Genomic DNA, 22548 nt, shown 5'->3' on the forward strand with positions numbered 1-22548 from the left:
GAAGGAGGATTACGCCGGACACGTCTACCGCCCTGCCCGGCGGGCCGGAGCGGCTTCCCCCGCCGTCCTTTTCCGGCGGCCAGGCGCTGGACGGCGTTGGCTCAGGCCGGAATGCCGTGCTGGCGTCGGGCCAGGTCGATGCGCCGCCGGACCTCGGCATCGAGCTCGCCGAGTTCGGCCTGCTTGAAGATGTTGCCGAGCACGCGCTTCTCGTCGTCGTCGACGGCCTGGTCGCGCAGGGCCAGATCGAGCAGGTTTTGCAGCTCGGCGGTGTCGAGCCGGCCGTCGTTGGCGAACACCGGGATCGAGGCGAGTGCGATCGCGAGGTGGCTCTTGGGCTGGGTCATGCGGGCAACTCCGTTGCGGGGATGGGCGTCCTGAGCGCGAGCGGGCCGAGCGCTCGTGCGATGCTCCGACTATAGCAAGCGCTTGTGTCGCGCCGCTTTATGCCGGCGCGGCGTAAGCCGCGACAGCCGGAGCGGTGAAATGCCGCGCGGCCGCTCGAAACCCAATCGCGCCACACGGCTTCGATGCAGCGCATCCGGGCTTCGGTCGGTACGCTTGCGTAAATCGCTGCGATTGTCGCGGCTTACGCCGCTCCTACAGGAGAGCGCAGCACCGGGCGCGGCGGCGCGAGAACGCTGCAGCACGGTCGCGGCTTGCGCCGCTCCTACAGGAGAGCACAGCACCGGGGCGCGGCGGCGCGAGAACGCTGCAGCGCGGTCGCGGCTTGCGCCGCTCCTACCCTCCAAGGCAAGGCCCCACGCCTCTCATTCCCCACTCCCCACTCCCCACGCCCCACTCCCCACTCGCGAATCCCAAATCCCGAATCCCCAAAAAGCAAAAGCCCGATGCTCGCGCACCGGGCTTTCGTATTCGACCGAGCTCTCGGGCTCAATCGCACATCACCACACCACTTCGGCCATCGAGCAGTTCAGACCCGAGCCGATGCCGAGCAGGGCGACGCGGTTGCCCTTCTTCAGGCGGCCCATCTCGCGCAGCTTGCTCAGCACGATCGGCACCGAGGCCGGGCCGATGTTGCCGTGCTCGCCGAAGATGGTCATGACCTTGTTCGGGTCGATGCCGAAGGCCTTGAGGAAGGCCTGGGTGTGGGCGCGGCTGACCTGGTGGATGACGAATTCGTCGAGCTCCTCGACCGCCCAGCCCAGCGCGGCCTTGGCCGCGGCGAAGGTCTTCTGGCCGAGCTTGAGGCCTTCGATCATCAGCATGCGGCCGTCGGCGACCATGCGGTCGTGGTGCAAGTCGCCCAGGCACAGCTGGTTCCATTCGGTGGCCGAGCGGGTCACGCCGCCGCGGTAGCGCGGCGCGCCCGGCGCCAGCTCGCTGCGCGCCAGCACCATCGCCGCGGCGCCCGAGCCCAGGGTCAGGGTCGCCATCTCGTCGCGCAACTGCGCTTCGGTGACATCGGCCTTGCTCAGACGCTCGAGGGTCTTCTCGTAGGCGAGATTGGCGGTTTCGCCGTCGACGACCAGGGCATAGTCGATTTCGCCGCGCTCGATCATGCGGCCGGCGATGTCCATGCCGTTGATGAAGGCCAGGCAGGCGTTGGCGACGTCGAAGTTCTGGCAGTTCTCGCCCAGACGCAGGTTGCCGGCGACGATGCTGGCCGTGGACGGCTCCAGGTAATCGCGGCTGACCGAGGTGTTGACCAGCAGGCCGATGCGGTCGGCATCGACCCCGGCATCGGCAAGCGCCTTGACCGCGGCCAGGGTGGCGGCGTCGGAGGCGCGCACTTCGCCGTCCCACAGACGGCGCTCGTGCACGCCGGCCACGTCCTGCAGCACGTTGACCTTGATGCCCAGGCGATCGAGGGTCGGCTTGAGGCGGGCGTTGATCTCGTCGGAGGTCAGCTTGCGCGGAGCATCGACGTGAGCGAGCCCGGCGATGGCGACGTGTTGGAACAGCATGGGCGCGAACCCTAGGCGGAAAAGTGCGACAGGTTAGCGCCTTCACGCCCCCCATGCACCCTTTCCGAACCGCCCCTGAACCGTGTCCCAGCCGCCGAAAAGACCTATTAACCCTTATATATCAATCGATTACAACGCAAATGTGCTGTCCGAAAAGCCGTACGCCGGCGTTCGGATTTGCCGCTTCAGCCGCCCACCGGATAGGTCTGGGCCGCAGAGCCGGGCGCGGTTTGCGTGGCCGGGGCGGCGGCGGCACCGCCGCAACGGTAGGCCGCGAAGCGCTGCTGGCCCTGCGCGGGCGCGGCCAGCGGCTGGATCGTATCGGCCTGCAGGCCCGGCGCTTCGTTGCGGGCCAGGGTCTCCAGTTCCTCGCGCACGCGCAACTCGTTGCGCTCGTAGAAGGCGACGTTGTGCTTGACCGCCACCACCACTTCGCCGCGCTTCTCGCAGGCCGGCGCGGCGCCCGCCGAGAGCACGCGCACCGCCTGCGCGCCCGGCGCCATCTGCACCCAGGTGCAGGCCGAAACGGTCAGGGCCAGGGACAGGATTGCCAACGCGCGCATGCGGACCTCGCTCAGGATTCGATCGCGCGCATTGTCGCCGGATTCGGCTGAGCGCGGTAGGAATACGGATTGTCCTCGGCAAGCGAAGACGGACGGGGCGCATTGAGCGGGCTTTGATCCCCCCGTCCCTTTCAGCCTCACCCAAGCGAAGAAGGCCGCGTCGACGACGCGGCCCTCCTTGCCGTCCCCGCCGATCCCCCTTTTTGAAGCACAGGGGCCGGAGGCTCTGTCGTCGCCGTTATCGCACCGGCTTGCCGTCGTGATCGATCACCTGCACCTGCCCGAGCTTGAGCCCGCGGATCGGCTGCTCGATCTTGGACAGGTCGCCGACCACCACCCAGGTCAGCGCCGCCGGGTCCAGGCGCTTGGCCGCGGCCTGGACCAGCGCCGGGGTCATGGCCTCGTTGCGCGCCTTGTACTCGAGGATGTAATCGGCCGGGCGGCCGTAGCGCTGGTCGGCGCTGATCTGCGCCATCAGCGCGTCGTTGGTCTCGTACGCGCCCGGCAGGCTGAGGGTGTTGGCGGCGCGGATCTTGGCCACCTCGGCCTGCGTCACCGGCGCGCTGCCGTCGACGAAGGAGCCGATCTCGCGCTTGAGCTCGGCCAACGATTCGACCGTCTTGTCCGACTGCACCGCGGCCTGGGCGATCCACGGCCGCTGGCCCTTGGCGTTGCCCGAGCCGCTGTAGGAGCCGTAGGCCCAGTGCTTGTCCTCGCGCAGATTCATGTTCAGGCGCGAACTGAACTCGCCGCCGAGCACGCCGTTGGCGAAGTCGAAATCGATCGTGCCGGCGTCGCCGGTCGGCGGGATCAGCTCGCCGACGTAGATGTTGGACTGGATCGCGCCGGGCTGGTCGACCAGGAACACACGCGGCGCCTTGGGCCGCGCGACCGTGTTCAAGGCCGGCAGGGCCGGCGCGTCGGCCGCCGGCTTCCAGTCGCCGAAGCGGCGCTCGAGCTCGGGCACGATCGCCTCCAGGCTGGTATCGCCGACCACGAACACCCGCGCGCGGTGCGGCTGCAGCCAATCGCGATGGAAGGCGACCAGCTGCTCGCGCTTGAGCCCGGCGATCGAGGCCTCGGTGCCGGTACCGGTGAACGGAATCGCGTAAGCGTGGCCTTCGCCGTACAACAGCGGCGGCAGCACGCGCAGCGCGGCGGTCTGCGGCCGCGCCTTCTCCTGCTTGATCCCGGCCAGCCATTGCGCGCGCACGCGCTCGATTTCGGCCTCTTCGAAGCGCGGGCGGCGGATCACGTCGGCGAACAGGTCCAGCGACTCGCCGAGTTTGTCGGTCAAGGCCGACATGGCGACGTTGGCGCTGTCCAGGCTGGCGCTGGACGACAGTTCCACGCCCAGCGCTTCCTTGCGCGCCGACAGCGCCAGCGCGCCGTACTCGCCGGCGCCCTCGTCGAGCATGGCCATGGCGAAGCTGGCGGTGCCGACCGGATGGCCGAGATCGGCGCTGAAGCCGCCGGGAAACTCCATCCACAGCTGCACCACCGGGGTCTGACGGCGCTCGACCAGCACCACCTCGGTGCCGTTGCTCAGCGTCGCGCGCTGCGGCGCGGGGAAGCGTAGCTCCGGGAAGCGGTCGGTCTTGGGCACGCCGGCGCTGCGATCGACGTCGGAGGCGACGGTCTTGTAGCGCGGGTCGGCGGCCGGGATCGGGGCCGGCTTCGTGGCCGGCGCGGCGTGCGCGGTTTCCGGCAGCGACGAGGCCGGTTTGTCGCCGGGCTGGACCAGCAGGGTATGCGAGCCGGTCCCGAGCCAGGTGCGGCCGGCGGCCTGCACGCTGGCCGGCGTCGCCGCGGCGATCCGCGCCAGATCGTCGCGGAAACAGTCGGGCTTGCCGGAGAACACGGCGCAACGCGCCAGCACGTCGGACTTGCCGCCGAAGCCGCCGATGCGCTCGATGCCGCGGATGAAATCGGCGCGCAGCGAGGTCTGGGCCTGCTCGAGTTCCTGCGCGGTCGGGCCCTGTTCGATCAGGCGGCGGATTTCTTCGTCGATCGCCGCGCGGACCTTGGCCGGGTCCACGCCCTGCTTGACGTTGGCGACCACCACCAGGGTGCCGCTGATCTCGGCGTCGTTGATCGACACGCTGGCGCTGTCGGCGATGCGGTCGCGGTGGACCAGGCGCGCGTCCAGGCGCGAGGCGGCGCTGCCGCCGAGGATCTGCGCGAACAGTTCCAGGTCGGCGCCGTCGCGGGCGCCGAACGGGGCCACCGGCCAGGCGCGGTAGACGCGCGCCTGCGGCACCCGGTCGGGCACCACTTCCTCGGTGTCGCGCTCGCGCTTGGGCACGCGCGCGGCCATCTTCGGCACCGTAGCGCTGGCCGGAATGTCGCCGAAGTAACGCAGCGCCTTTTCCTTGGCCGTGGCCAGGTCGATGTCGCCGGCCAGCACCAGCACCGCGTTGTTGGGGCCGTACCAGCTGCGGAACCAGGTCTTGACGTCGTCCAGCGAAGCCGCGTCGAGGTCGGCCATCGAGCCGATGGTCTGCCAGCTGTAGGGATGATCGGCCGGGTACAGGGCTTCGTAGAGCTTGGCGCTGATGCGGCGGCCGTAAGGCTGGTTCTCGCCCTGGCGCTTCTCGTTCTGAACCACGCCGCGCTGCTCGTCGAGGGTCTTCTGATCGATCGCGCCGAGCAGATGGCCCATGCGGTCGGACTCCATCCACAGCGCCATGTCCAGCGCGGTCGTCGGCACGTTCTGGAAATAGTTGGTGCGGTCGACGTTGGTGGTGCCGTTCTGGTCGGTCACCCCGACCAGTTCGAACGGAGCGAAGAACTCGCCCTTGTGGTTTTCCGAGCCCTGGAACATCAGGTGCTCGAACAGGTGGGCGAAGCCGGTGCGGCCGGGCTGCTCGTTCTTGCTGCCGACGTGGTACCAGACGTTGACCGCGACGATCGGCGCCTTGCGATCGGTGTGCACGATCACCCGCAGGCCGTTGGGCAGGGTGAATTCCTCGTAGGGAATCGAGACTTCGGCGCGCGGCGCGGCCAGCGCCGGCGTGCATACCGCGCCGCCAAGCGCGGCGCCCAGCGCCAGGGCCAGCACGGCGGCGCGCGGCAGGGATCGGGTCGGGAAGGAGGGCATGGGCGGGGCTCCGGTCGGGCGTCCGTGCGGGACGAAGCCGCCATCCTAGGCGGTAGCGGCCGCAGCGGCATGGGCCGGCGGTCACAGGGGGGGACGCCGCGCCGCTGCGTTGCGCGTCGCATAATGGCGTCATGTTCGAGGTCATCCTGTACCAGCCCGAGATACCGCCCAACACCGGCAACGTCATCCGCCTGTGCGCGAACACCGGCGCGCGCCTGCACCTGGTCGCACCGCTGGGGTTCAGCCTGGAGGACAAGCAACTGCGCCGCGCCGGGCTGGACTACCACGAGTACGCCAGCCTGCAGGTTCACGAGAGCCTGCATGCGGCATTGCAGGCGATCGCGCCGCCGCGACTGTTCGCGCTGAGCACGCGCAGCCAAGTGCGTTACGACCGCGTCGCCTACGCGCCCGGCGATGCCTTCCTGTTCGGCCCGGAAACCCGCGGCCTGCCCGAGGACGTGCTCGAGCGCATCCCGGCCGAGCACCGCCTGCGCCTGCCGATGCGCCCGGACAATCGCAGCCTGAATCTGTCCAATTCGGTCGCGGTGGTGGTGTTCGAGGCCTGGCGCCAGCACGGCTTCGACGGCGGCGCCTGAGCGCCCTGCGGGAACAGGCGAAAAAGGCTCCCCCGGGCGTCGGATCGCGCCGGGGGAGCAAGTCCACTCAGGGAGAGGTCGCCGGAGCGCGCGCCGCACCGCGCGTAGCCCAGGCCAAGCCGAACGCGCCGAGCAGACCGACCGCGCAGAACGTCGCCCACGGCAGCCACGGCAGGCGCAACGCCGCGGCCAGGTCGATCAGGCCGCCGCCGGCGAGGCTGCCGAGCCCGCCGCCGACCGCCAGGCTCAGCGAACTCACGCCGAGGAAGCTGCCGAGCGCACGCGGATCGGCCAGGTCGGCGATCAGGGACTGCTGGCTGGGCCGGGTCAGCACCGCGCCGATCGCGAACGCGGCCACGCAGGCCAGGAATGCGGCAAAACTCCCGACCAGAGCGAACGCGCCGATCGCCAGCGCCATCAGCGCCGTGCCCAGCACCAGCATCTGCGCGCTGCTCAACCAGCGTTGCAACCAGCGCACCAGCGCGTACTGCAGCGCCAGGGTCAGGCCGGCGCTGAGCGCGAACATGATGCCGACGCTGTCGGTGTCGCCGGTCAGCCGCTGCGCGAGCAGCGGCAGGCTCAGATTGATCTGCACCGCGACGAACCAGTACAGCATCAGCAGCCCGACCAGGACCAGGAACGGCCGGTTGCGCCACACCCGTTGCAGACCGTCGCGCAGCGGCGGCGGCCGCGCCGGCGGCGGCACGTTCGGCAACCAGCGCACGGCGATGACGAAATTGGCGGCGAAGCAGGCCGCGGCCCCGAGGCAGACCAGGGCGAAGTCGTAGCGCAGTAGAGCCACGCCGAGCAGCGGCCCGAGCGTGGTCGCCGCGCCGCCGATCCAGTTGCTGAGCGCGTAATAGCGCGGCCGGCTGCGCTCGTCGGTGAGCGCCGCGATCGAGGCCTGGTAAGGCGCTTCGAACATGGCCCCGCCGAGCGCGGCCAGCAGCATCGCCAGCAACAGCCAGCGCAGTTCGGTCGCGTAAGCCAGGCTGGCGAAGCCCAGCGCACGCAACAGCACGCCGAGGCAGATCATGCGCCGCGCCCCGTAGCGGTCGGCGAGCAGGCCGCCGAGCAGGGCCAGGCCCTGCTGGGCGACCTGGCGCAGCGCCAGCGCGCCGCCGACCGCAGCCGCGGCCAGGCCGAGGCGATCGACGAAATGCACCGCGACCAACGGCATAAGCATGGCGAAGCCGGTCACCATGAAGAAGGTGTAGACCAGCAGACCGTTGAGGCCGCGCCGGCGTTCGGCCTCGCTGGTCGGCGCCGGCACAAGGGCAGCATCGAGCGCGCTCACCGCCGCCCCTCAGGCCGCGCGCGCGTCGCCGCGGCCGATGCCGGCGGCGCGGTAGAGATGGATCGGGGTCGGATCGGCGCTGAACTGCGAAAACGGAAACGGTTCGGCCGACACCGCGGCGACGCCGCGGCCGAGAAAGCGCGGCACGATCGCGCTGCCGGTCTGGGCGTAGACCACCAGCGGCACGCCGCGCGCGCGCAGCGTGGCCAGGATCTCGTCGAAGGACCCGTTGCTGAGCGTCATGCCGGTGGCGATGACCAGATCGGCCGCGGCCAGCACCGGACGCATGTCGCGCGCGACCTCGGTGCCGTCGGCGGTGAACTCGAGATTGAAGTCGCAGGGCAGGCACACGCCGCCGTGCGAGCGGATCGCCTCGACCAGGGGATTGACCACGCCGATCAGGCCGACCCGCATGCCGGGCGCGATCCGCAGCAGGCTGGCGATCGCCGCGTCGCGCGCCTGCGCGCGCTGCAGCGGCGTGCCGTGCGGCAGCAAACGCGGCTCGGCCCCGGCCTGTTCGCGATGCGGCCGGACCAGCGCCAGATAGGCGTCGAGCGCGGCGATCCGCACCGGCGTGCGCGGATCGCGCAGCAACTCGGCGAGCGCGCGGCCGGACAGCTCCTCGGCCGCCGACGGGTCGAGCTGGTCGCGTTCGACGCAGCAGCCGCCGAACGCGGACTCGACCCGCAGCACCAGGTAGTGATTGCGGTATTTGGTGTCGGTGCCTGGGAACTGGGTGCTCTGGCGCACCCAGAACGCGCCGACCGCGTGCAGGCCGGCCGGGTCCGGGCCGTAGTCGCCGCGCAGCACGGCCTGGGTGAGGTCGGCGACGCTGGCCGGGGCAACAAGGGTCTCGAAGGTCATGGCAGTCGCTCAGGCAGCCGGGTCGGCGTAGGTCAGGGCCAGGCGCGACAGCGCGCGCTCGGCGTAGGCGCGGGCCTGCAGGCCGTCGCGGTCGCTGGCGATCACGTGGCCGAGGTAGCAGGCGTTGTCGATCGGCGCGGAGACGTCGCTGCCGGCGACCGCGGCCAAGCTCCAGCGCTCGACGTGAGGATCGGCGTCGAGGTCGGCGGAGCCGTCCAGGGCCACGACCTTGCCGGCGCGCGGCGGCACCAGGAACTTGATCGCCGCGCTGGCCACGCCGGTGTCGCGCCGTCGCAGGTCGGGCTCACGGCCCAGGGCCAGCTCGATCTGCGCATCGAGCAGGTCGATGCCGGTCACGCGCTGGATCAGTTCGGCGATGTAATTGCCGCCGGGGCGCGGATTGATCTCGACGATGCGCGGCCCCTGCGCGGTCAGTTTGACCTCAGTGTGGCTGAGGCCGTGGTCGTGGCCGACCGCGGACAGCGCGCCGCGCACCAGGTCTTCCACCGCGCGCGCCTGCACGGGATCGAGCCTGGCCGGGAACATATGCCCGTCCTCGACGAAATAGGGAAAGCCGGTCAGGCTCTTGTCGGTGATGCCGATCACCGTGGTCGCGCCGCGATAGGTGCAGGCCTCGACGCTGACCTCCTCGCCGTGCAGGTACTCCTCCAGCAGCAGCAGGGGCACCCGCGCCTGATCGCGGAAGTTGCGCGGGAACTGCTCCAGCGCGTCGAACGCCGCGCACAACTCTTCCTCGTCGCGAACCAAGCGGACGAAGGCGCTGGAGGCCAGGTCGGTCGGCTTGAGGATCAGCGGGTAGCCGATGCGCTGCGCCTCGCGTCGGCACTCGTCCCAGGACGCGGTGACGGCGAACCTCGGGTTCGGCAGGCCGGCGCGCTCGATCGCCTCGCGCACCCGGTCTTTGCGCCGCTCGTCGACCACGTTGGCCGAGAACGCCTGCGGCAGGCCCAGCGCCTGCGCCACCTGGGCCACGGTATCGATGTAGTAGTCGCAGATGGTGACCACGCCGTCGAAGTTCAGGATCGCGTGCTGGGCGCGCAGGAACTCGATCAGCGCCGGCACGTCGTTGGTCTCGGCGCTGAGCACGTGTTCGGCGTGCTCGATCACCGGATGGATCTCGCGCGCGCGCGTATCGCGGTAGTGGTCGCGGTTGCGGGTGACGAAGGTGTAGCGGTGGCCGAGCCGGGCGATCGCCGGCGGAAAGATCCGCCCAGTGCCGCCGACCCAGCTTTCTATCATCAACAGGTGCGCCATCGCAGTCTCCTGAGGGCGAGGTGGGTTGCGTATCAGTGCGCCAGCGCCGGCTCGGCCGTCGCCGGCGCGACACAGCCGGAAGCAACGGGCTCGAATCGGGCCGGGTCGAAATCGGCGCGTCCCCAGGCCATCGCCGACCACGGCAGTTGCAGCTGCTGCAGCGACTCGATCGCGACCGGCGCCAGCGCATCCGGGTCGAGCGCACGCTCGTATTCGGCGAACACGCCCTCGACATAGCGGTGGCCGGTATCGGCGGCGAGGAACACCACGTTGCGCTGCGGATCGCGCCGCGCCTCGCGGCGCGCGACCAGGTAGCAGCAGCCGCTGGACAGACCGGCGAACACCGCGTGCTCGCGCAGCAGCGCCACCGCGCCGGACAGGCCGTAGTCGAACGAAACCCAATGCACCTGGTCGTACAGGGCATGGCGTACGTTGCGGAACGGGATCGAACTGCCGATGCCGGCGATGATGATGCCGGGGTCTTCGAGGTGCTGGCAGCCGAAGGTCATGCTGCCGAACGGCTGCACGCCGATCAGTTGCACGCCCGGCTCGGCGGCGCGCAACGCGCGCGCCAGCCCGCCGGTGGAACAGCCCGAGCCGACCCCGCCGACCACGCTCAGCGGCGCGCAGTCCAGGCCGGCGACGATCTGCGCTGCGACCGGCGCGTAGCCGTCGTAGTGGATGTCGTCGTGGTATTGCTGCATCCAGTGCAGGTTGGGGTCGGCGGCGAGCAGTTCGCGAATCCGCGCCACGCGCAGGCTCTGGTCCAGCTTCAGGGTCGGCTGCGGCTCGACCTGCTCGACCGTGGCGCCGAGGATGCGCAACTGGAGCATCAGGGTGCGGTCGACGGTCTTAGAGCCGACGATATGGCACTTGAGCCCGAACTTGTGGCAGGCCAAGGCCAGGGCATAGGCGTAAATGCCGCTGGAGCTGTCGATCAACGTCGCCTCCGGACCGATCCGTCCGCTGTCGAGCAGTCCCTGCACCGCCGCCAGGGTCGAATAGACCTTCATGGTCTCGAAGCGGGCGACGTAGAGATTGCGCTCCAGCCGGATCAGGTCCGGCGCCTTGATCGCATCGGCGATGTGCGCATGCGGGCTCATCGGACCCCCGTTTCGATGAAGCGGCAGGCGTGGCCGAGACCACGGAAGAACGAGGACAACGCCCCCATGCGCAGCGCATCGGGCCGCAGCGCGTACAGGTAGCCGATCAGGCTGCCGGTGTGCGCGACCAGCACGCCGTCGGCGCCGAACTCGCGCCGGCGTTCGAGCAGTTCTTGCAGGTGCCGTTTGGGAGTGACGCCTTGGGCGAGTTCGGCGCTGCGCGTGGCGCAGGCGCAGATCGCGGCGACGTCGTGGGCGGCGAACGCATCCAGCGCCCGGCGCAGGTTCGCCCGATAGGCCGGCAATTGCCGCCGGTAGTGGCTCAGCAGGGGCGCGGCCAGCTTTTCGGTTTCGACCGTGCCGCCCTCGTCGATGTAGCAGGCGTGCAGGCGCAGCGGCGCGTCGAAGGTCTGCAGCACCTGCTGGCGGCCGCTGAGGTACAGCGCATGGCTGTCCAGAAACACGCTGTCGGAGCGCTCGATGCCGCGCAGCAGGGCCGAGATCGCCGGCGCCGGCGTGACCAGGCCGAAGATCCGGTCCAGGCAGCGGATGGTGGCGACGATGTCGGCGGTCGAACTGGCCATGCCCTTGCCCAGCGGCAGTTCCGAGTCGTGGCTCCAGCGTCCGTGCGGCAAGCGTCGCCGGTGCCGATGCAGGTACAGCTCGATCGCGCGCCGGCATTTGTCCTTGCCGGCCAGGTCGGCGTCGATGTCGCCGTCCTCGCCGGGCGCGAAATGGATCCAGCTGTAGCGCCGCACCGGCAGCGAAATGATGCCGATCTGCAGTTCGCCCTCGTGTTCGCACGGGCCTTGCAACAACTCGCCCAGCGTACCGTGGCAGACCCCGCTGTGTATCGTCCGCAGCGGCGGCACGTCCCCCTGCCCCCTCGCCGCCGCCTCGGCCGCATCGCGGCCGCCCGCACTCCGTGTCGCCGTTCGCTCCTGCCGCAGCATCGCCGCGTCTCCCGTCAGAAGGTTCAACCGCCGAAATCGACCGTCAGTTGCGCGCTGAAGCGGCGACCGTCGGTCAAGCCGAAACTGTTATGGCCGTAGATGTTCCAGGTGTAGGTGTCGGCGACGTTGGCGACCAGCACGCGCAGGCTGGCCGGCGCCTCGCCGAGGCGGAAACGGTAGCGCGCGCCGAGATCGACCAGGGTGTAGGCCGGCACCCGGTTGACCCCGTCGCGCGAGGCCACGCGCTCGCCGTAATGGCTCATCGCCAGATCGAACGACAGGCCGGGCCGCCACGCCGGGCGATACTCCAGGTCGGTGCGCAGCAGGCGTTCGGCCTGGCCGATCGGACGCTCGCCCACCCGGCCCAGCCGCACCGCTTCGCCGCCGACCCGCGGCCGCATCAGCACCGCGCCGGCGACCAGGCTCCAGCGGTCCGACGGCCGCCCGCTCAGGCTCAGTTCGACGCCGCGATGGCGGACTTCGCCGATCGCGCCGAACACGTTGCGCTCGTCGGTGGTGAAGTACGGCTTGCGCACGTCGAAGGCGCCGGCGACCAGGCTCAGGCCGTCGCCGAATTTCCAGCGCAGGCCGGCGTCGCTCTGGCGGGTGCGGATCGCCTGCAGCGCCTGGTTGCGGTTGGCCGCATCGTCCGGCGCGATGCCGCTCTCTTCCAGGCCGCGGGTATGGCCGGCGTACAACGCCAGGGCCGGACTCAGGTACAGCGCCGCGCTGGCGCTCGGCAGCCAGGGATCGTCGCGGCTGGCGGTGCGCGGCAGGCCGGGCTGGTCGACCGTTTTTTCGTAATGGCTGCGCTGCAGGCCCAGATTGAGTTCGCCGACCTCGCGCCAACGGCCCTCGTAGGCCAGGCCCGCGGTCCACTGCCGCACCCGGTCGTGGCTGCGCGGACCGAACGCGAACGCCGACGGCCTCGGCACCGGCCGCGCCTCGCCGAGCGCGCGTTCGCCCAGGTCCAGCGCCGGCGCCGAACCGCCGTATTCGTTGTGCAGACGGCGCGCGCGTATCGCCGCATGCAGCACGTGCAGACGCGGCCCCTCGGCGAAGCTGCGGCTCAGGCGCAACTCGCCGCTGCTGCTGGCGTAGCGCTGGCGCGGATCGGCGATCACCTTTTCGCGCGTGCGGCCGTCGGGCGTGGTGCCGGCGAACAGTTCGGCGAACCCGCTGGGCTGATGGTTGATCGAACGGAATACGCCGCCGGACAGCGCCCAGTCGCGGCCGAAGCGGGCCTTGCCGAGTACGCCGTAATTGCGGCTGTCGTACTCGTTGTCCGACCAGCTCTGGCCGAAATGGCGACGGCGCTCGATCCGCGGCGGAAGGTGATTGGCGGAGGTCAGGATGGTCGGCGCCACCTCTTCGTCGCGGCCACGCGAGATACTCCAGAACGGCAGGATCTCGACGTTCTCGCTCGGCCGCCAGCGCGGCACCAGGCCGGCACGCAGATAGCGCGCGTCGGCGCCGTCGTAGTACTCCTCGCGCGCTACCGCGATCCCGGCGGCCAGGCCCAACGTGCCCGGCACGATCAGCAAGCGCGCATCCAGCTCCAGCGCCGGCGCGGCGTAGGCGTTGAGCGCGCCCAGCACGCTGACCACGCGTTCGTCGCCGGCCTTCTTCAGCCGGTAGTCGACGATCCCGGTCGGGGCCGGAAACGGGTAGCTCAGCGCCGACAGGCCGACGCGGATGCTCGAGCCCTCGACCAGCGCCGGCGGAACCGTGCCCTGGCGGTCGAAGTACACCCCGTCCATGCGCACGTTGCCGGCATCGACCGGCGAAAAGCCACGCACCTGCTTGCTGCTGTACAGGCCGATGCTCTCGTTGCCGAGAGTCGCGCCGAAGGCGTCCTCGGCCGCGGTCACGGCATTGTCGCCGGCGCGTTGCGCGGCGGCTTCGCCGCTGCAGGCGAGCAGGCCGCAGCCCAGGGTCCAACTCCATACTCGCAGGCTCATGCTCACAACTCCGTGGGCCAGTCGCGCAGGCGACGCCAGGCCAATGCGATACCGATGCCGCTCAGCGCCCACAGCCACAGCGCGAACGGCCACGCCATCGCCGCGCGCTGGGCGCCGCTGCGTTCGCCGCCGTGCCAGGCCGGAATGTCGTCGTACTCGGCGAAGTTCAGTCGTCCGTAGGTGCCGTCGGCCGACGCCGCGCCGATCCGGCGCTGGATGCGCGGATAGAACCAGTCGCGCAGGCGCTGCTGATAGACGCGCACCTGCGCTTCGAAGGCGCGATGGCGCTGCGCATCGGTGCCGGCCAACCTTGCCAATGCCTCCTGCAAGCCCAACGTCGGCGACAGATAGCCGGCCACGACCGACACGCGTTCGCGCCCGTCCCGCGCCCGTTCGCGCTGTCGTTGCAACGGCGCCAGCCGCCGTTCCAGCTCCGGCGCCAGGAAGCTCAGGCGTGTCGCGTAGTCCAGGCCGGCCGCGCGCTCGGCGGCGTCGACGCGTCCGTTGCGGCACAGTTGCGCGGCGACGATCCGGTCGCGCTGCGCCGCGATGGCGTCGTTGTGGCGGCGTTGCGCATCGACATAGGCCACGGCCGACGGCGCCGGCCACGCGCGTTCGGCGGCCGCACTGCCGAGCATCGGCACGCCGACCGCGAGCAGGGCCCAGAGCGCGGCCAGGGTCGCGATCGCCCCGGCCGCGTTCGGCCAGGCTGCCGCCACCACGCCGCCCAACGCCACCCAGAACGCCACGTAGGCCAGCAGCAGGACCGCTGCGGCGGCCAATTCGCGCCAGGCCGCGCCCGCCTCCACGCCGGCTGCGGCCAGGGCAGCCGCAGTCAACGCCAGGACTGCCGGCGCCAGCCACAGATAGATCGCGGCGATGCGCGCGCCGAGCCACACGCGGGCGGAGACGCGCTGCGCGGCGATCAGGCGCAGCATGCCGTGATCGCGCTCGAAGGTCGCCAGCAGGCCGACCAGCAGGATGGCCGCGATCGGCAGCAACTGGGCCAGGACGAAACCGAGGTCGAAGCGGCCCAGCGCCAGTCCACGCGGGTTTTCGAAGTCGTAGGCCGGTTCGATCCCGAACGGGGTTTCCAGTTTGACCGGCAGCCGGCTCGGCAACAGATCGCTGGCGCCGACCGCGAGCGGCGACAACGGCAGATGCGGTTTGTCGGCGTGCACGCGGAGGAAATAGCGGCTGAAGCCGGCGATGTCGGTCGGATCTTGCCAATACGGCACCCGCTCCGCGGCGGGCTCGGCATAGCGCCGCGCACGCTCGCGGATCTGCGCCGCCCAGGCCGCGTCGCTGGCGCGACTGCGTTCGATCGCCGCGTCCTGAGCGTGGTGCAGCGCGGCGCCGTTGTGCGCGCCCCACAGCATCGCCGCGCCGAGCAAGGCCAACAGCGTCCGCAACAGGCGGCTGCGACCGAGCTGACGCAGTTCCCAGCGCAGCAGATGGGCGAAGTTCACCGGTGCGGCGTCGCTCGCCGCGGTCGTCGGCAGCGCGCTCATGGCCGCAACCTGCGCGCGGCGCGCGCCAGGGCCCAGCACGCCAGCGCCGCCCATACCGCCAGCGCCCACAGGGCCCAACCGGCGGCGCCGCCGGCCTGGATCAGGCTGGGCGAACGGTGAACGAATTCGGGAATCTGCGCCCACAGCCACGCATCGCCGCCGGGCTTGGCGCTGTCGCCGTTCGGCTGACGCATGACTTCCCGGTTCATGCGGTTGACCAGCTCGCGCCGGTAGCGCTCGGCGCCGTCGACGAAGCGGCGGTGATGATGGAAATCGCTGCCGGCCAGCCAGGGCGACAGCGTCTGCATCGCCGCGCTCGGCGACAACAGGCCGACCGCAGCGAACGCCTGGTCTTGCGCTTCGACCCGATCGTAGAAATTGCCCAGCACGCGATCGAAGGCCGCGTGCGAATGCCGTTCGCTGAGATCGAGCTCGGCGCCGCGCAGGTTCACCGGCAAAGCCTCGGCGCGGTCGGCGCCGTAGCGTGCGAGCAGTTCGGCGCGACGCTGCTGCGCCTGCTCGGCGGTCCAGTAGGCCGGCGCTTCGTCCTGCAACTGCTGCTTCACCGACTGCGTCGCCGGCAACGGGCGGGCCTGCTCGACCGCGCTGCTGGCCCAGCGCGGCAGGGCCAAGGCGAGCAGAATCCACAGCCCGAACAACAGCGCCAGGGCGCCGCGCACGCTGCCGGCGAGCAGCGACGCGGCCACCCCGAGCGCGCTGAGCAGCCCCAGGTACGCGCTCATCGCCGTCGCCCACAACGCCAGGCGCAGCAATGCGTCGGCGTCCCAACCGACGACGGCCCAAAGGGCGACCGTCGCCGCCAGCGTCACCGGCACGACCAGGACCAGGCTCAGGACCGACCAGATCGCCAAGCCCTTGGCGATCACGATCGTGCGCGGCCGCAACGCCGCGCCCAGCGCCAAGCGCAAGGTGCCGCGCTCGCGGTCCATCGCCACCGCCGTGAAGGCGAGCAGGAAAGCGATCAGCGGCGCCAGTCCGATCAGCAGGCCGGCCGGACTGGTCAGGCCGGCGCGCTGCAAGGCCGAGGCCTCGCCCTGCGGCCGGTACAGCAGATCGTTCTGCACGTGCGCTTCCAGCCACACGGTCTGGCCGACGAAGGGCTCCACGCCCGGGTCCAGGGCGGCCAGCAGCGGCGTCGGCTTGAACGCGAAGATGCTGTAGTGCGCGGCCGAATGCGGGTCCTTCTCGCCTTGGCCCAGCCAGCGTGCGCGTTCGGCCGCGGCGACCTCGCGCTTGGCCGCATTGCCGTCGATCACCTGGCCGAGGTTGACCGCGAACGCGATCAGCACCAGCGCCGCCAAACACCACAACGCCCGCCAGGCGCGCCGGTCGCGCCGCAGCAGCAGGCCTTCGTAGGCGGTCAGCGCGGCGATCATGCGCCGAACTCCGGCTCGGCCGAGGCCAGCGCGTGCAGGTACAAGGCCTCGATCTGCGCCGGCGACAACTCGGCGGTGGCGCGCTCGGTCAACAAGCGGCCGCCGCGCAGGATGCCGAGCCGGTCGGCGACGTCCTTGACCCGGTACAGATCGTGGGTCGCCATCAACACCGCCAGGCCGCGCCGCACCGCGGCGCGCACGCCGAGCGAGAGATCGTTGGCGGCGCTGGCGTCCAGGCCCGAGGTCGGCTCGTCGAGCAACAGCAGCTGCGCGTTTTTGGCCAGTGCGATCGCCAGCCCGACCTTCTGCCGCATGCCCTTGGAGAACCCGGCGGCGGGACGCTCGTGCGCTTCGGACTGCAAGCCGGCGTCGGCGAGCAGGGCGCGCGCCTGCGCCGGATCGAGCCGGCGACCGCCGAGCAAGGCGAAGTAGCTCAGGTTTTCGATCGCACTCAGGCGTGGATGCAGCATCACCGTTTCCGGCAGATAGGCGATGCGCGCGCGCGCCGCCAGCGGGTCGCGGTCCACGCGCAGGCCGGCGACCTCGACGTGGCCGGCATCCGGGCTCAGGAATCCGAGGATCAGGTTCAAGGTGGTGGTCTTGCCGGCGCCGTTCGGGCCGAGCAAGGCGTAGACCTCGCCCGGCCGCAGCGCGATCGACAGCCCCCGCAGCGCCTGGCGGTCGCCGAAATCCTTGCGTACTTCGTGCAGGCGCAGGGCCGGCACGGACGCGTCGACGCGATGGTTCTGCAGCAAAGTCATAGATTCACCCGCAGGCTGAGTTCGACGCTGCGCGGCGCGGCCAGCAACAGTTGATCCGCGGCGCCGCCCGACCAGTCGGCGTACAGCGCGTCGCCGAGGTTGCGCCCGTGCAGGGCGACCTCGCCGAACGGCAGCCGGTAGGCGATCGACGCGTCCCAGACCGTGCGCGCGCCGACCCGGATGCGATTGGCGTTGTCGGTGTAGTAGCGGCCGACGTAGCGGGCGCCGGCGGCCAGGGTCACCGGCCGTTGCGCGAAGCGATAGCTCGCGCGCAGGTCGGCGATGCGCTCGGGCACGTTGGGCGGCACGTTGCCGGCACGGTCGGCGCCGCCGGCTTCGCGCAGCACGTCGAAGCGCGCGCGCAGCGCGGCCAGGCTGGCGTCCAGGCGCAGCCCGCGGGTCGGCATGGCCGCAGCGGTCAGTTCCACGCCGCGCGACGATTGGCGCCCGCCCTGCACCGACAGATTGGCGTTGAGCGGATCGCGGGTGACGATGTCGTCCTGTTCGATCCAGTAGCCGGCCAGGCCCCATTCGAAACGGCCCTGCCACAGCCGGCTTTTGATTCCGGCGTCGATCGCGCGGCCGTGGGTCAGGTCGAAGCGCGCGTTCGCCGCCGACAGCAAGGGCAGGCTGCCGACCGGCGCCACCGCGGCGCTGTATTGGGCGTAGAGCTGGGTGTCGGGCGCCAGGTCGAACACCGTGCCCAGGCGCCAGGACAGCGGCGAATAGTCGCGCCGAAACCCGGTACGTGCGCCGGTGTTGAGGTCGACGATGCTTCGCCGCAGTGCGATCCGGTCGTAGCGCAGGCCGCCGAGCAGCAGCCATCGAGGGCTGAGATTGAGCGCGTCTTCGGCGAACAGCGAGGCCACCCGGGTGGTCGAATCGAAATCGACCCGATTGCCGGCACCGGGGTAGTTCGCGGCCAGATCGGCGAAACCGGCGCTGCCGCGCGCGAGAGAGAACGGGTCCAGCGGCGAGGTCGTACCGAAGCGGCGCATGACGTCGAAGTCGCCGTCGCTGAGTTCCATCCCGAGCGTGGCGCGGTTGCGCCGTCCGCCGACCATGCCGTCGCCGCGCAGGCTCAGGCGCTCGACCCAGTAGCGATGGTCGTGCTCGATGCGCGTGGTGCTGCGGTCCAGGCGTCCGCGCAGCGCGTCGTAGCGATAGGTTTCCGAATTCCACCAGCGCCGCCGCGCCTGATAGAGGCTGAACTCGTTGACCAGATGCAGGCCGTCGTCCAGTCGCCAATCGGCGCGCGTGCGCAACCAGTCGCTGCGTGCGTCCTGCAGCGCGTTGTCGACGTTGTGGTTGCGCCGGCGCAGGGCACGGTCGATCACCCGGCCGTCGGCGCTGCGCACCAGCCCGCCCGGATCGCGTGCCGCCGCGCGCGGCAACAGCGGCGTGCCCCAGTAGGCGCCGTCGTAGTCGTCCTGGTAGTGGTCCAGCGCCGCCTCGACGTCGAAGGCTTCATTCGGGCGCCAACGCCAGGACAGGCTGGCCGAACTGGAGTCGCTGGCGTTGTCGTCGACATAGCCGTCGCTGCGCCGGTGGCTGGCGACCGCGCGCAGTGCGGCGTTTTCGCCCAGCGGCAGATTCGCGTCCACGCCGATGCGGCGACTGCCGAAGCTGCCCCAGCCCAGTTGCGCCTGCAAGTCGCGTTCGCCCGGCCGCGCACGCTTGGGCACCAGGTTGATCGCACCGGCCAGCGCGCCCTCGCCGTACAGCACCGAGGCCGGCCCTTTGAGCACTTCGATGCGTTCGAAACTCCAGCTGTCGAAGTCGCGGGTCACCAGCGGCGCGGCGGTCTGGCGCGCGCCGTCGAACAGCAAAGCGATGGCGCCGCCGCTGAAACCGCGCATCGAGGCCGAGCCCGGCGCCGACGGCAGCGCCCCGGCCAGCACGCCCGGCGCCGCATTGAGCGCTTCGACGCTGCCGCGCAGGCCGCGCGACTGCAGCAGCTCCTGGTCCAGCACCTCGATCGCGGCCGGAGTTTCGCGCACGCTCAGGCCGAGTCGCGAAGCGGTCGCACTGGGTTGATCGCGGCCCGGGCTCAGCCCGACCCCGCCCTGGACGGTGACTTTGTCGAGCAGGGTCGGCGCGCCGCCGGCCGCCTCCTGCGCCGCCGCGGTCCCCGCCAGCGCCAAGCCGGCCGCCAAGACTCCCTGCCCCATGCGCGCCGTGCGGCGCCCCCGATCGCGTCTGCCCGCCATGATTCCCCGTCCTGCTGAACTGTGACCCACTGAATGAAACGATATAACATTTCATTCAAGCAGCGACAGTACGGGGAACGGCGGGAGCGCGTCAATACGCTTCGGGTCGATTCGGTCCGGAATTGCGACGTGGGTAGCGGGCCTCGCCGCCGACGCGCGGCCGGAGGCGAGGCGCAAGCCTTAGTGCAGGCGGATGAAATCGTTGGCCGAGGTGCGGCGCGACCGCCGCGCGACCTCGAAACCGTTCGACGAGCCCTTGCGGTCGGTGTTGCCTTCGATGCTGAGGAAGCTGTCGCGGTCGCCGTCGAAGGCGAAACCGGTGTGGATCCAGTCGCTGGCGGTCTTGCGCACCAGGAAGATGCCGCAGCCGCCCGGCGCGGCGATGTCGCGGCCGCCGGTGACGCTGCGCCCGGCGACGAAGCGGCCGACCTGTTTGGCCTGAGCCGCCAACTCGTCGCAGCCGAAGCTGCCGGCGATCGGCGGCGCGCCGCCGAGGGCTTCGGCGGCCTGGCGCAGGACGAAGCTGACGAAGCCTGCGCACCAGAGCATGGCGTCGCCCTGGCTGCCCTTCATGTACAGCCGCACCCAGGGGCCGCGATTGGCGCCGCCCAATTCGATCGGATGCGCGGCCAGGTGTTGCTCGGCGAACCAGCGCACCGCCTGGGCGTACGGCTTGGACGGCGCGACCGCGGGCAAGGCGACGATGCGCGCCAGCGGCTCGATCAAGGCCTCCCACAGGGCCTCGTCGAGCACGCCGGAGAAACCCAGCTGTTTGCGCCGGGCGAACTCGGCCAGCGCGCGCCCGGTGGCCGGTCCGAACTTGCCGTCCACCGGCGTGCCGTTGCCGTGATAGCCCAGCCATTCCTGGACCCGCTTGGTCGCCGCGCCGCTCGCGCCCTGACTCAGCGCGCCCGGAAACTCGAGCTCGCGCTGCACATAAGACTGATCCTGCAAGGCCATGAAACACACTCCCTGGCGGCGGCATCCCTGCGCGCGCACGTCCCGCCGCCCGTCTCGCCCCGGACGCTGCGTTCGCGCGCCGCGGCGCCCTGCCGCGACATTCCAGCCAACGCGGCGCGACCGCCGGCGCGGTCACCGCGGCAGCGTTCGTTTCTGCAACGCCGGTCGACGCCGGCGGCCTACAGCGCGTCGTGGAAGATCAGGCCCAGGGTGTGGCGGCGACCGGCGCGCACGCGGCTGACGCCGTGCTTGAGCGCGACCCGATAGTGGCCGCACGCGCCGGACTGCGGGCGTTGCCGCACCGCGAACGCGACCGCATCGCCCTGGCGCAGCGGCACCACCTCGACCCGCGACTGCATCCGCGGCCGCTGCTCGGTCAGGACGAATTCGCCGCCGTCGAAATCGCGCCCGGGTTCGGACAGCAGGATCGCCACCTGCAGCGGGAACAGGTGCTCGCCGTACACGTCTTGGTGCAGGCAGTTGTAGTCGCCTTCGCCATAGCGCAGCAGCAAAGGCGTCGGACACCGCTGCCCGGCCTCGTGGCAACGCCGCAGGTAATCGCGCAGCGTCGGCGGATAGCTCGCAGCGTCGCCCAGCGCTCGGTTCCAGCGCGCGGCGACCTGCGACAACGGCGGATACAGGGCGCTGCGCAACGCCTGCACCGGCGCCGGCAGGGGATAGCGGTAGTAGCGATACTCGCCGCGGCCGAAGCCGTGCCGAGCCATCGTCACCCGGCTGCGATAGCGCACATCGTCGTCGTAGGCCTCGGCCAACGCCGCGCACTCCTGCGGCGCGAGCAGGCCCGGCAGCACCGCATTGCCGCGCTCGTCCAGCTCCGCGCCGATGCGCATCCAATCCTGCGTGGCGACGCGCGCGGCGTAGCCCGCTGCGTCGACTGCGGCGGTGCCGGGATCGGCCTCGATCTGCGTACCGAACAGGGGCAACGATGAAGTACGGCGCACGTTCGCGGCTCCTGCATGACTTTCGTCACCCCATGATCCGTTTTCGCGCCGGGCGCGCTATCCGAATCCTGCTGCTGGCTGAATCGATTCGGGCCGCATCGGCCCGCAGCGATCTTTGCCGAATCTGCTGCGTGCGCACCGGTTCGACGGAAATATTCAGCCGCCAGCCAGACAAACGCGGACGGCGGACGATACGCGCACGTCGATCTCGGACTTATGGCCTAGATCGACAGGACTTATGACCTACCGCAGCGCGCCAAGGACCATGCGCAGAACGTTAAGTTCCTAATAAAAACCCCTGGAAATTCAGGTTCGATTGCAATGCGCCGACGATACTGCGCACACCGAATCGCAAGGACGCCTCACTCCGAAGCGCGCGATCCGGAATAAAACCAATAAGAGGCTCAGACCTTATGAAGCGTGCATTGCTTGCCCTCACCCTCGCCGCCGCCCTGCCGTTCGCCGCCGCCAATGCGGCCGAGGGCGTGTCCTACAACTACGTCGAGGCCGGCTACGCCAAGACCGACGCCAAGAACAGCTACGCCGATGCCGACGGCTGGGCGATCAACGGCTCCTACGCCTTCCACCCGAACTTCCATGTGTTCGGCGGTTACAGCAAGCAGGAAACCGACTCGCAGAATTTCTTCGGTCTGCGCGTTCCCGGCTACGACGTCGACCAGTGGAACGTCGGCGTGGGCTACAACCACGAACTGACCAAGCGCGTCGACCTGGTTACCCGCGTCGCTTACCAGCAGGACAAGCACGAATTGCGCTGGGACCGGAAGCTCAAGGGCGGCAGCGTCGAAGCCGGCGTGCGCGGCACCCTGACCCCGAACTGGGAAGGCTATGCCTTCGCCGGTTACCAGGACTACGACAAGCACTACGACGGCAAGTTCTACGGCCGCATCGGCACCCAGGTGAAGTTCAACCAGAGCTGGGGCATCACCGCCGACGCCAAGTTCATCGATGGCGGCCAGAAAGAGTTCTTCATCGGCCCGCGCTTCAGCTTCTAAAGAAAGCGCTACCGGGAAGCACCCGGCAACAATCGCGATTCTTTCTCTCTCTCCCCCGAAACGTCGCGATGAGCCCGGCCGCAAGGCCGGGCTC

At 70.4% G+C, this 22548-nt stretch carries 17 protein-coding genes and 1 pseudogene; 2 read left to right on the forward strand and 16 right to left on the reverse strand.

Going from position 1 to position 22548, the window contains the following annotated elements; genetic code table 11:
• Window positions 1-101 precede the first annotated feature (101 nt).
• The 4 genes and pseudogenes from TX83_RS16505 to TX83_RS16520 form a co-directional block, all read right to left on the reverse strand.
• A complete protein-coding gene (locus TX83_RS16505) occupies window positions 102-347 on the reverse strand; it encodes a hypothetical protein (RefSeq protein WP_064749068.1) in 246 nt (81 codons plus the stop codon).
• A 558-nt stretch (window positions 348-905) separates the two neighbouring features.
• Complete coding sequence (locus tag TX83_RS16510) at window positions 906-1928, reverse strand: 3-oxoacyl-ACP synthase III (protein ID WP_064749069.1); 1023 nt, start codon at window positions 1926-1928, stop codon at window positions 906-908.
• A gap of 260 nt (window positions 1929-2188) precedes the next feature.
• Window positions 2189-2491 (reverse strand): annotated as a pseudogene (locus tag TX83_RS16515) (DUF4156 domain-containing protein); the annotation flags it as partial.
• Window positions 2492-2729: 238 nt separating this feature from the next.
• Complete coding sequence (locus TX83_RS16520; RefSeq protein WP_064749070.1) at window positions 2730-5591, reverse strand: M16 family metallopeptidase; 2862 nt, start codon at window positions 5589-5591, stop codon at window positions 2730-2732.
• 131 nt (window positions 5592-5722) lie between these two features.
• On the opposite strand from TX83_RS16520, the gene TX83_RS16525 reads away from it, so the two are divergent.
• Window positions 5723-6187, forward strand: a complete 465-nt coding sequence (locus TX83_RS16525; RefSeq protein WP_064749071.1) for a tRNA (cytidine(34)-2'-O)-methyltransferase — start codon at window positions 5723-5725, stop codon at window positions 6185-6187.
• A 67-nt stretch (window positions 6188-6254) separates the two neighbouring features.
• On the opposite strand, the gene TX83_RS16530 is transcribed toward TX83_RS16525, so the two are convergent.
• The 12 genes from TX83_RS16530 to TX83_RS16585 form a co-directional block, all read right to left on the reverse strand.
• The gene (locus tag TX83_RS16530) at window positions 6255-7484 is read right to left on the reverse strand and encodes an MFS transporter (RefSeq protein WP_075575211.1); all 1230 of its coding nucleotides are present in this window, start codon (window positions 7482-7484) and stop codon (window positions 6255-6257) included.
• Window positions 7485-7493: 9 nt separating this feature from the next.
• The gene (locus TX83_RS16535; protein ID WP_064749073.1) at window positions 7494-8348 is read right to left on the reverse strand and encodes a Rossmann-like domain-containing protein; all 855 of its coding nucleotides are present in this window, start codon (window positions 8346-8348) and stop codon (window positions 7494-7496) included.
• Window positions 8349-8357: 9 nt separating this feature from the next.
• Window positions 8358-9623 (reverse strand): ATP-grasp domain-containing protein, encoded by a 1266-nt coding sequence (locus tag TX83_RS16540; RefSeq protein WP_064749074.1) that lies wholly within the window; start codon window positions 9621-9623, stop codon window positions 8358-8360.
• 32 nt (window positions 9624-9655) lie between these two features.
• Window positions 9656-10726 (reverse strand): pyridoxal-phosphate dependent enzyme, encoded by a 1071-nt coding sequence (locus tag TX83_RS16545; RefSeq protein WP_064749075.1) that lies wholly within the window; start codon window positions 10724-10726, stop codon window positions 9656-9658.
• The gene (locus TX83_RS16550; protein WP_064749076.1) at window positions 10723-11544 is read right to left on the reverse strand and encodes a hypothetical protein; all 822 of its coding nucleotides are present in this window, start codon (window positions 11542-11544) and stop codon (window positions 10723-10725) included. The genes TX83_RS16545 and TX83_RS16550 overlap by 4 nt, the downstream gene beginning before the upstream one ends.
• A 158-nt stretch (window positions 11545-11702) precedes the next feature.
• Window positions 11703-13640 (reverse strand): TonB-dependent siderophore receptor, encoded by a 1938-nt coding sequence (locus tag TX83_RS16555; RefSeq protein ID WP_064749077.1) that lies wholly within the window; start codon window positions 13638-13640, stop codon window positions 11703-11705.
• 2 nt (window positions 13641-13642) lie between these two features.
• Window positions 13643-15151, reverse strand: a complete 1509-nt coding sequence (locus TX83_RS16560) for a DUF3526 domain-containing protein (RefSeq protein WP_186442624.1) — start codon at window positions 15149-15151, stop codon at window positions 13643-13645.
• Window positions 15148-16548 carry a DUF3526 domain-containing protein gene (locus TX83_RS16565; protein ID WP_064749079.1) on the reverse strand — a complete coding sequence of 467 codons (1401 nt, stop codon included), beginning with the start codon at window positions 16546-16548 and terminating at the stop codon, window positions 15148-15150. The genes TX83_RS16560 and TX83_RS16565 overlap by 4 nt, the downstream gene beginning before the upstream one ends.
• Window positions 16545-17309, reverse strand: a complete 765-nt coding sequence (locus tag TX83_RS16570; protein WP_064749080.1) for an ABC transporter ATP-binding protein — start codon at window positions 17307-17309, stop codon at window positions 16545-16547. Before TX83_RS16570 ends, TX83_RS16565 begins: the two co-directional genes overlap by 4 nt.
• Complete coding sequence (locus tag TX83_RS16575) at window positions 17306-19519, reverse strand: TonB-dependent receptor (RefSeq protein WP_075575212.1); 2214 nt, start codon at window positions 19517-19519, stop codon at window positions 17306-17308. Before TX83_RS16575 ends, TX83_RS16570 begins: the two co-directional genes overlap by 4 nt.
• Before the next feature lie 180 nt (window positions 19520-19699).
• On the reverse strand, window positions 19700-20479 hold the full coding sequence (locus TX83_RS16580; protein WP_064749082.1) for a peptidoglycan-binding domain-containing protein: 780 nt from the start codon (window positions 20477-20479) through the stop codon (window positions 19700-19702).
• Window positions 20480-20658: 179 nt separating this feature from the next.
• The gene (locus tag TX83_RS16585; protein WP_261370161.1) at window positions 20659-21441 is read right to left on the reverse strand and encodes a 2OG-Fe(II) oxygenase; all 783 of its coding nucleotides are present in this window, start codon (window positions 21439-21441) and stop codon (window positions 20659-20661) included.
• Window positions 21442-21854: 413 nt separating this feature from the next.
• On the opposite strand from TX83_RS16585, the gene TX83_RS16590 reads away from it, so the two are divergent.
• Window positions 21855-22454 carry a diffusible signal factor-reguated Ax21 faimly protein gene (locus TX83_RS16590; RefSeq protein WP_064749084.1) on the forward strand — a complete coding sequence of 200 codons (600 nt, stop codon included), beginning with the start codon at window positions 21855-21857 and terminating at the stop codon, window positions 22452-22454.
• The last annotated feature ends 94 nt before the right edge of the window (window positions 22455-22548 follow it).

This window comes from Lysobacter antibioticus HS124 (assembly GCF_000336385.2).
Lineage (GTDB): Bacteria > Pseudomonadota > Gammaproteobacteria > Xanthomonadales > Xanthomonadaceae > Lysobacter > Lysobacter firmicutimachus.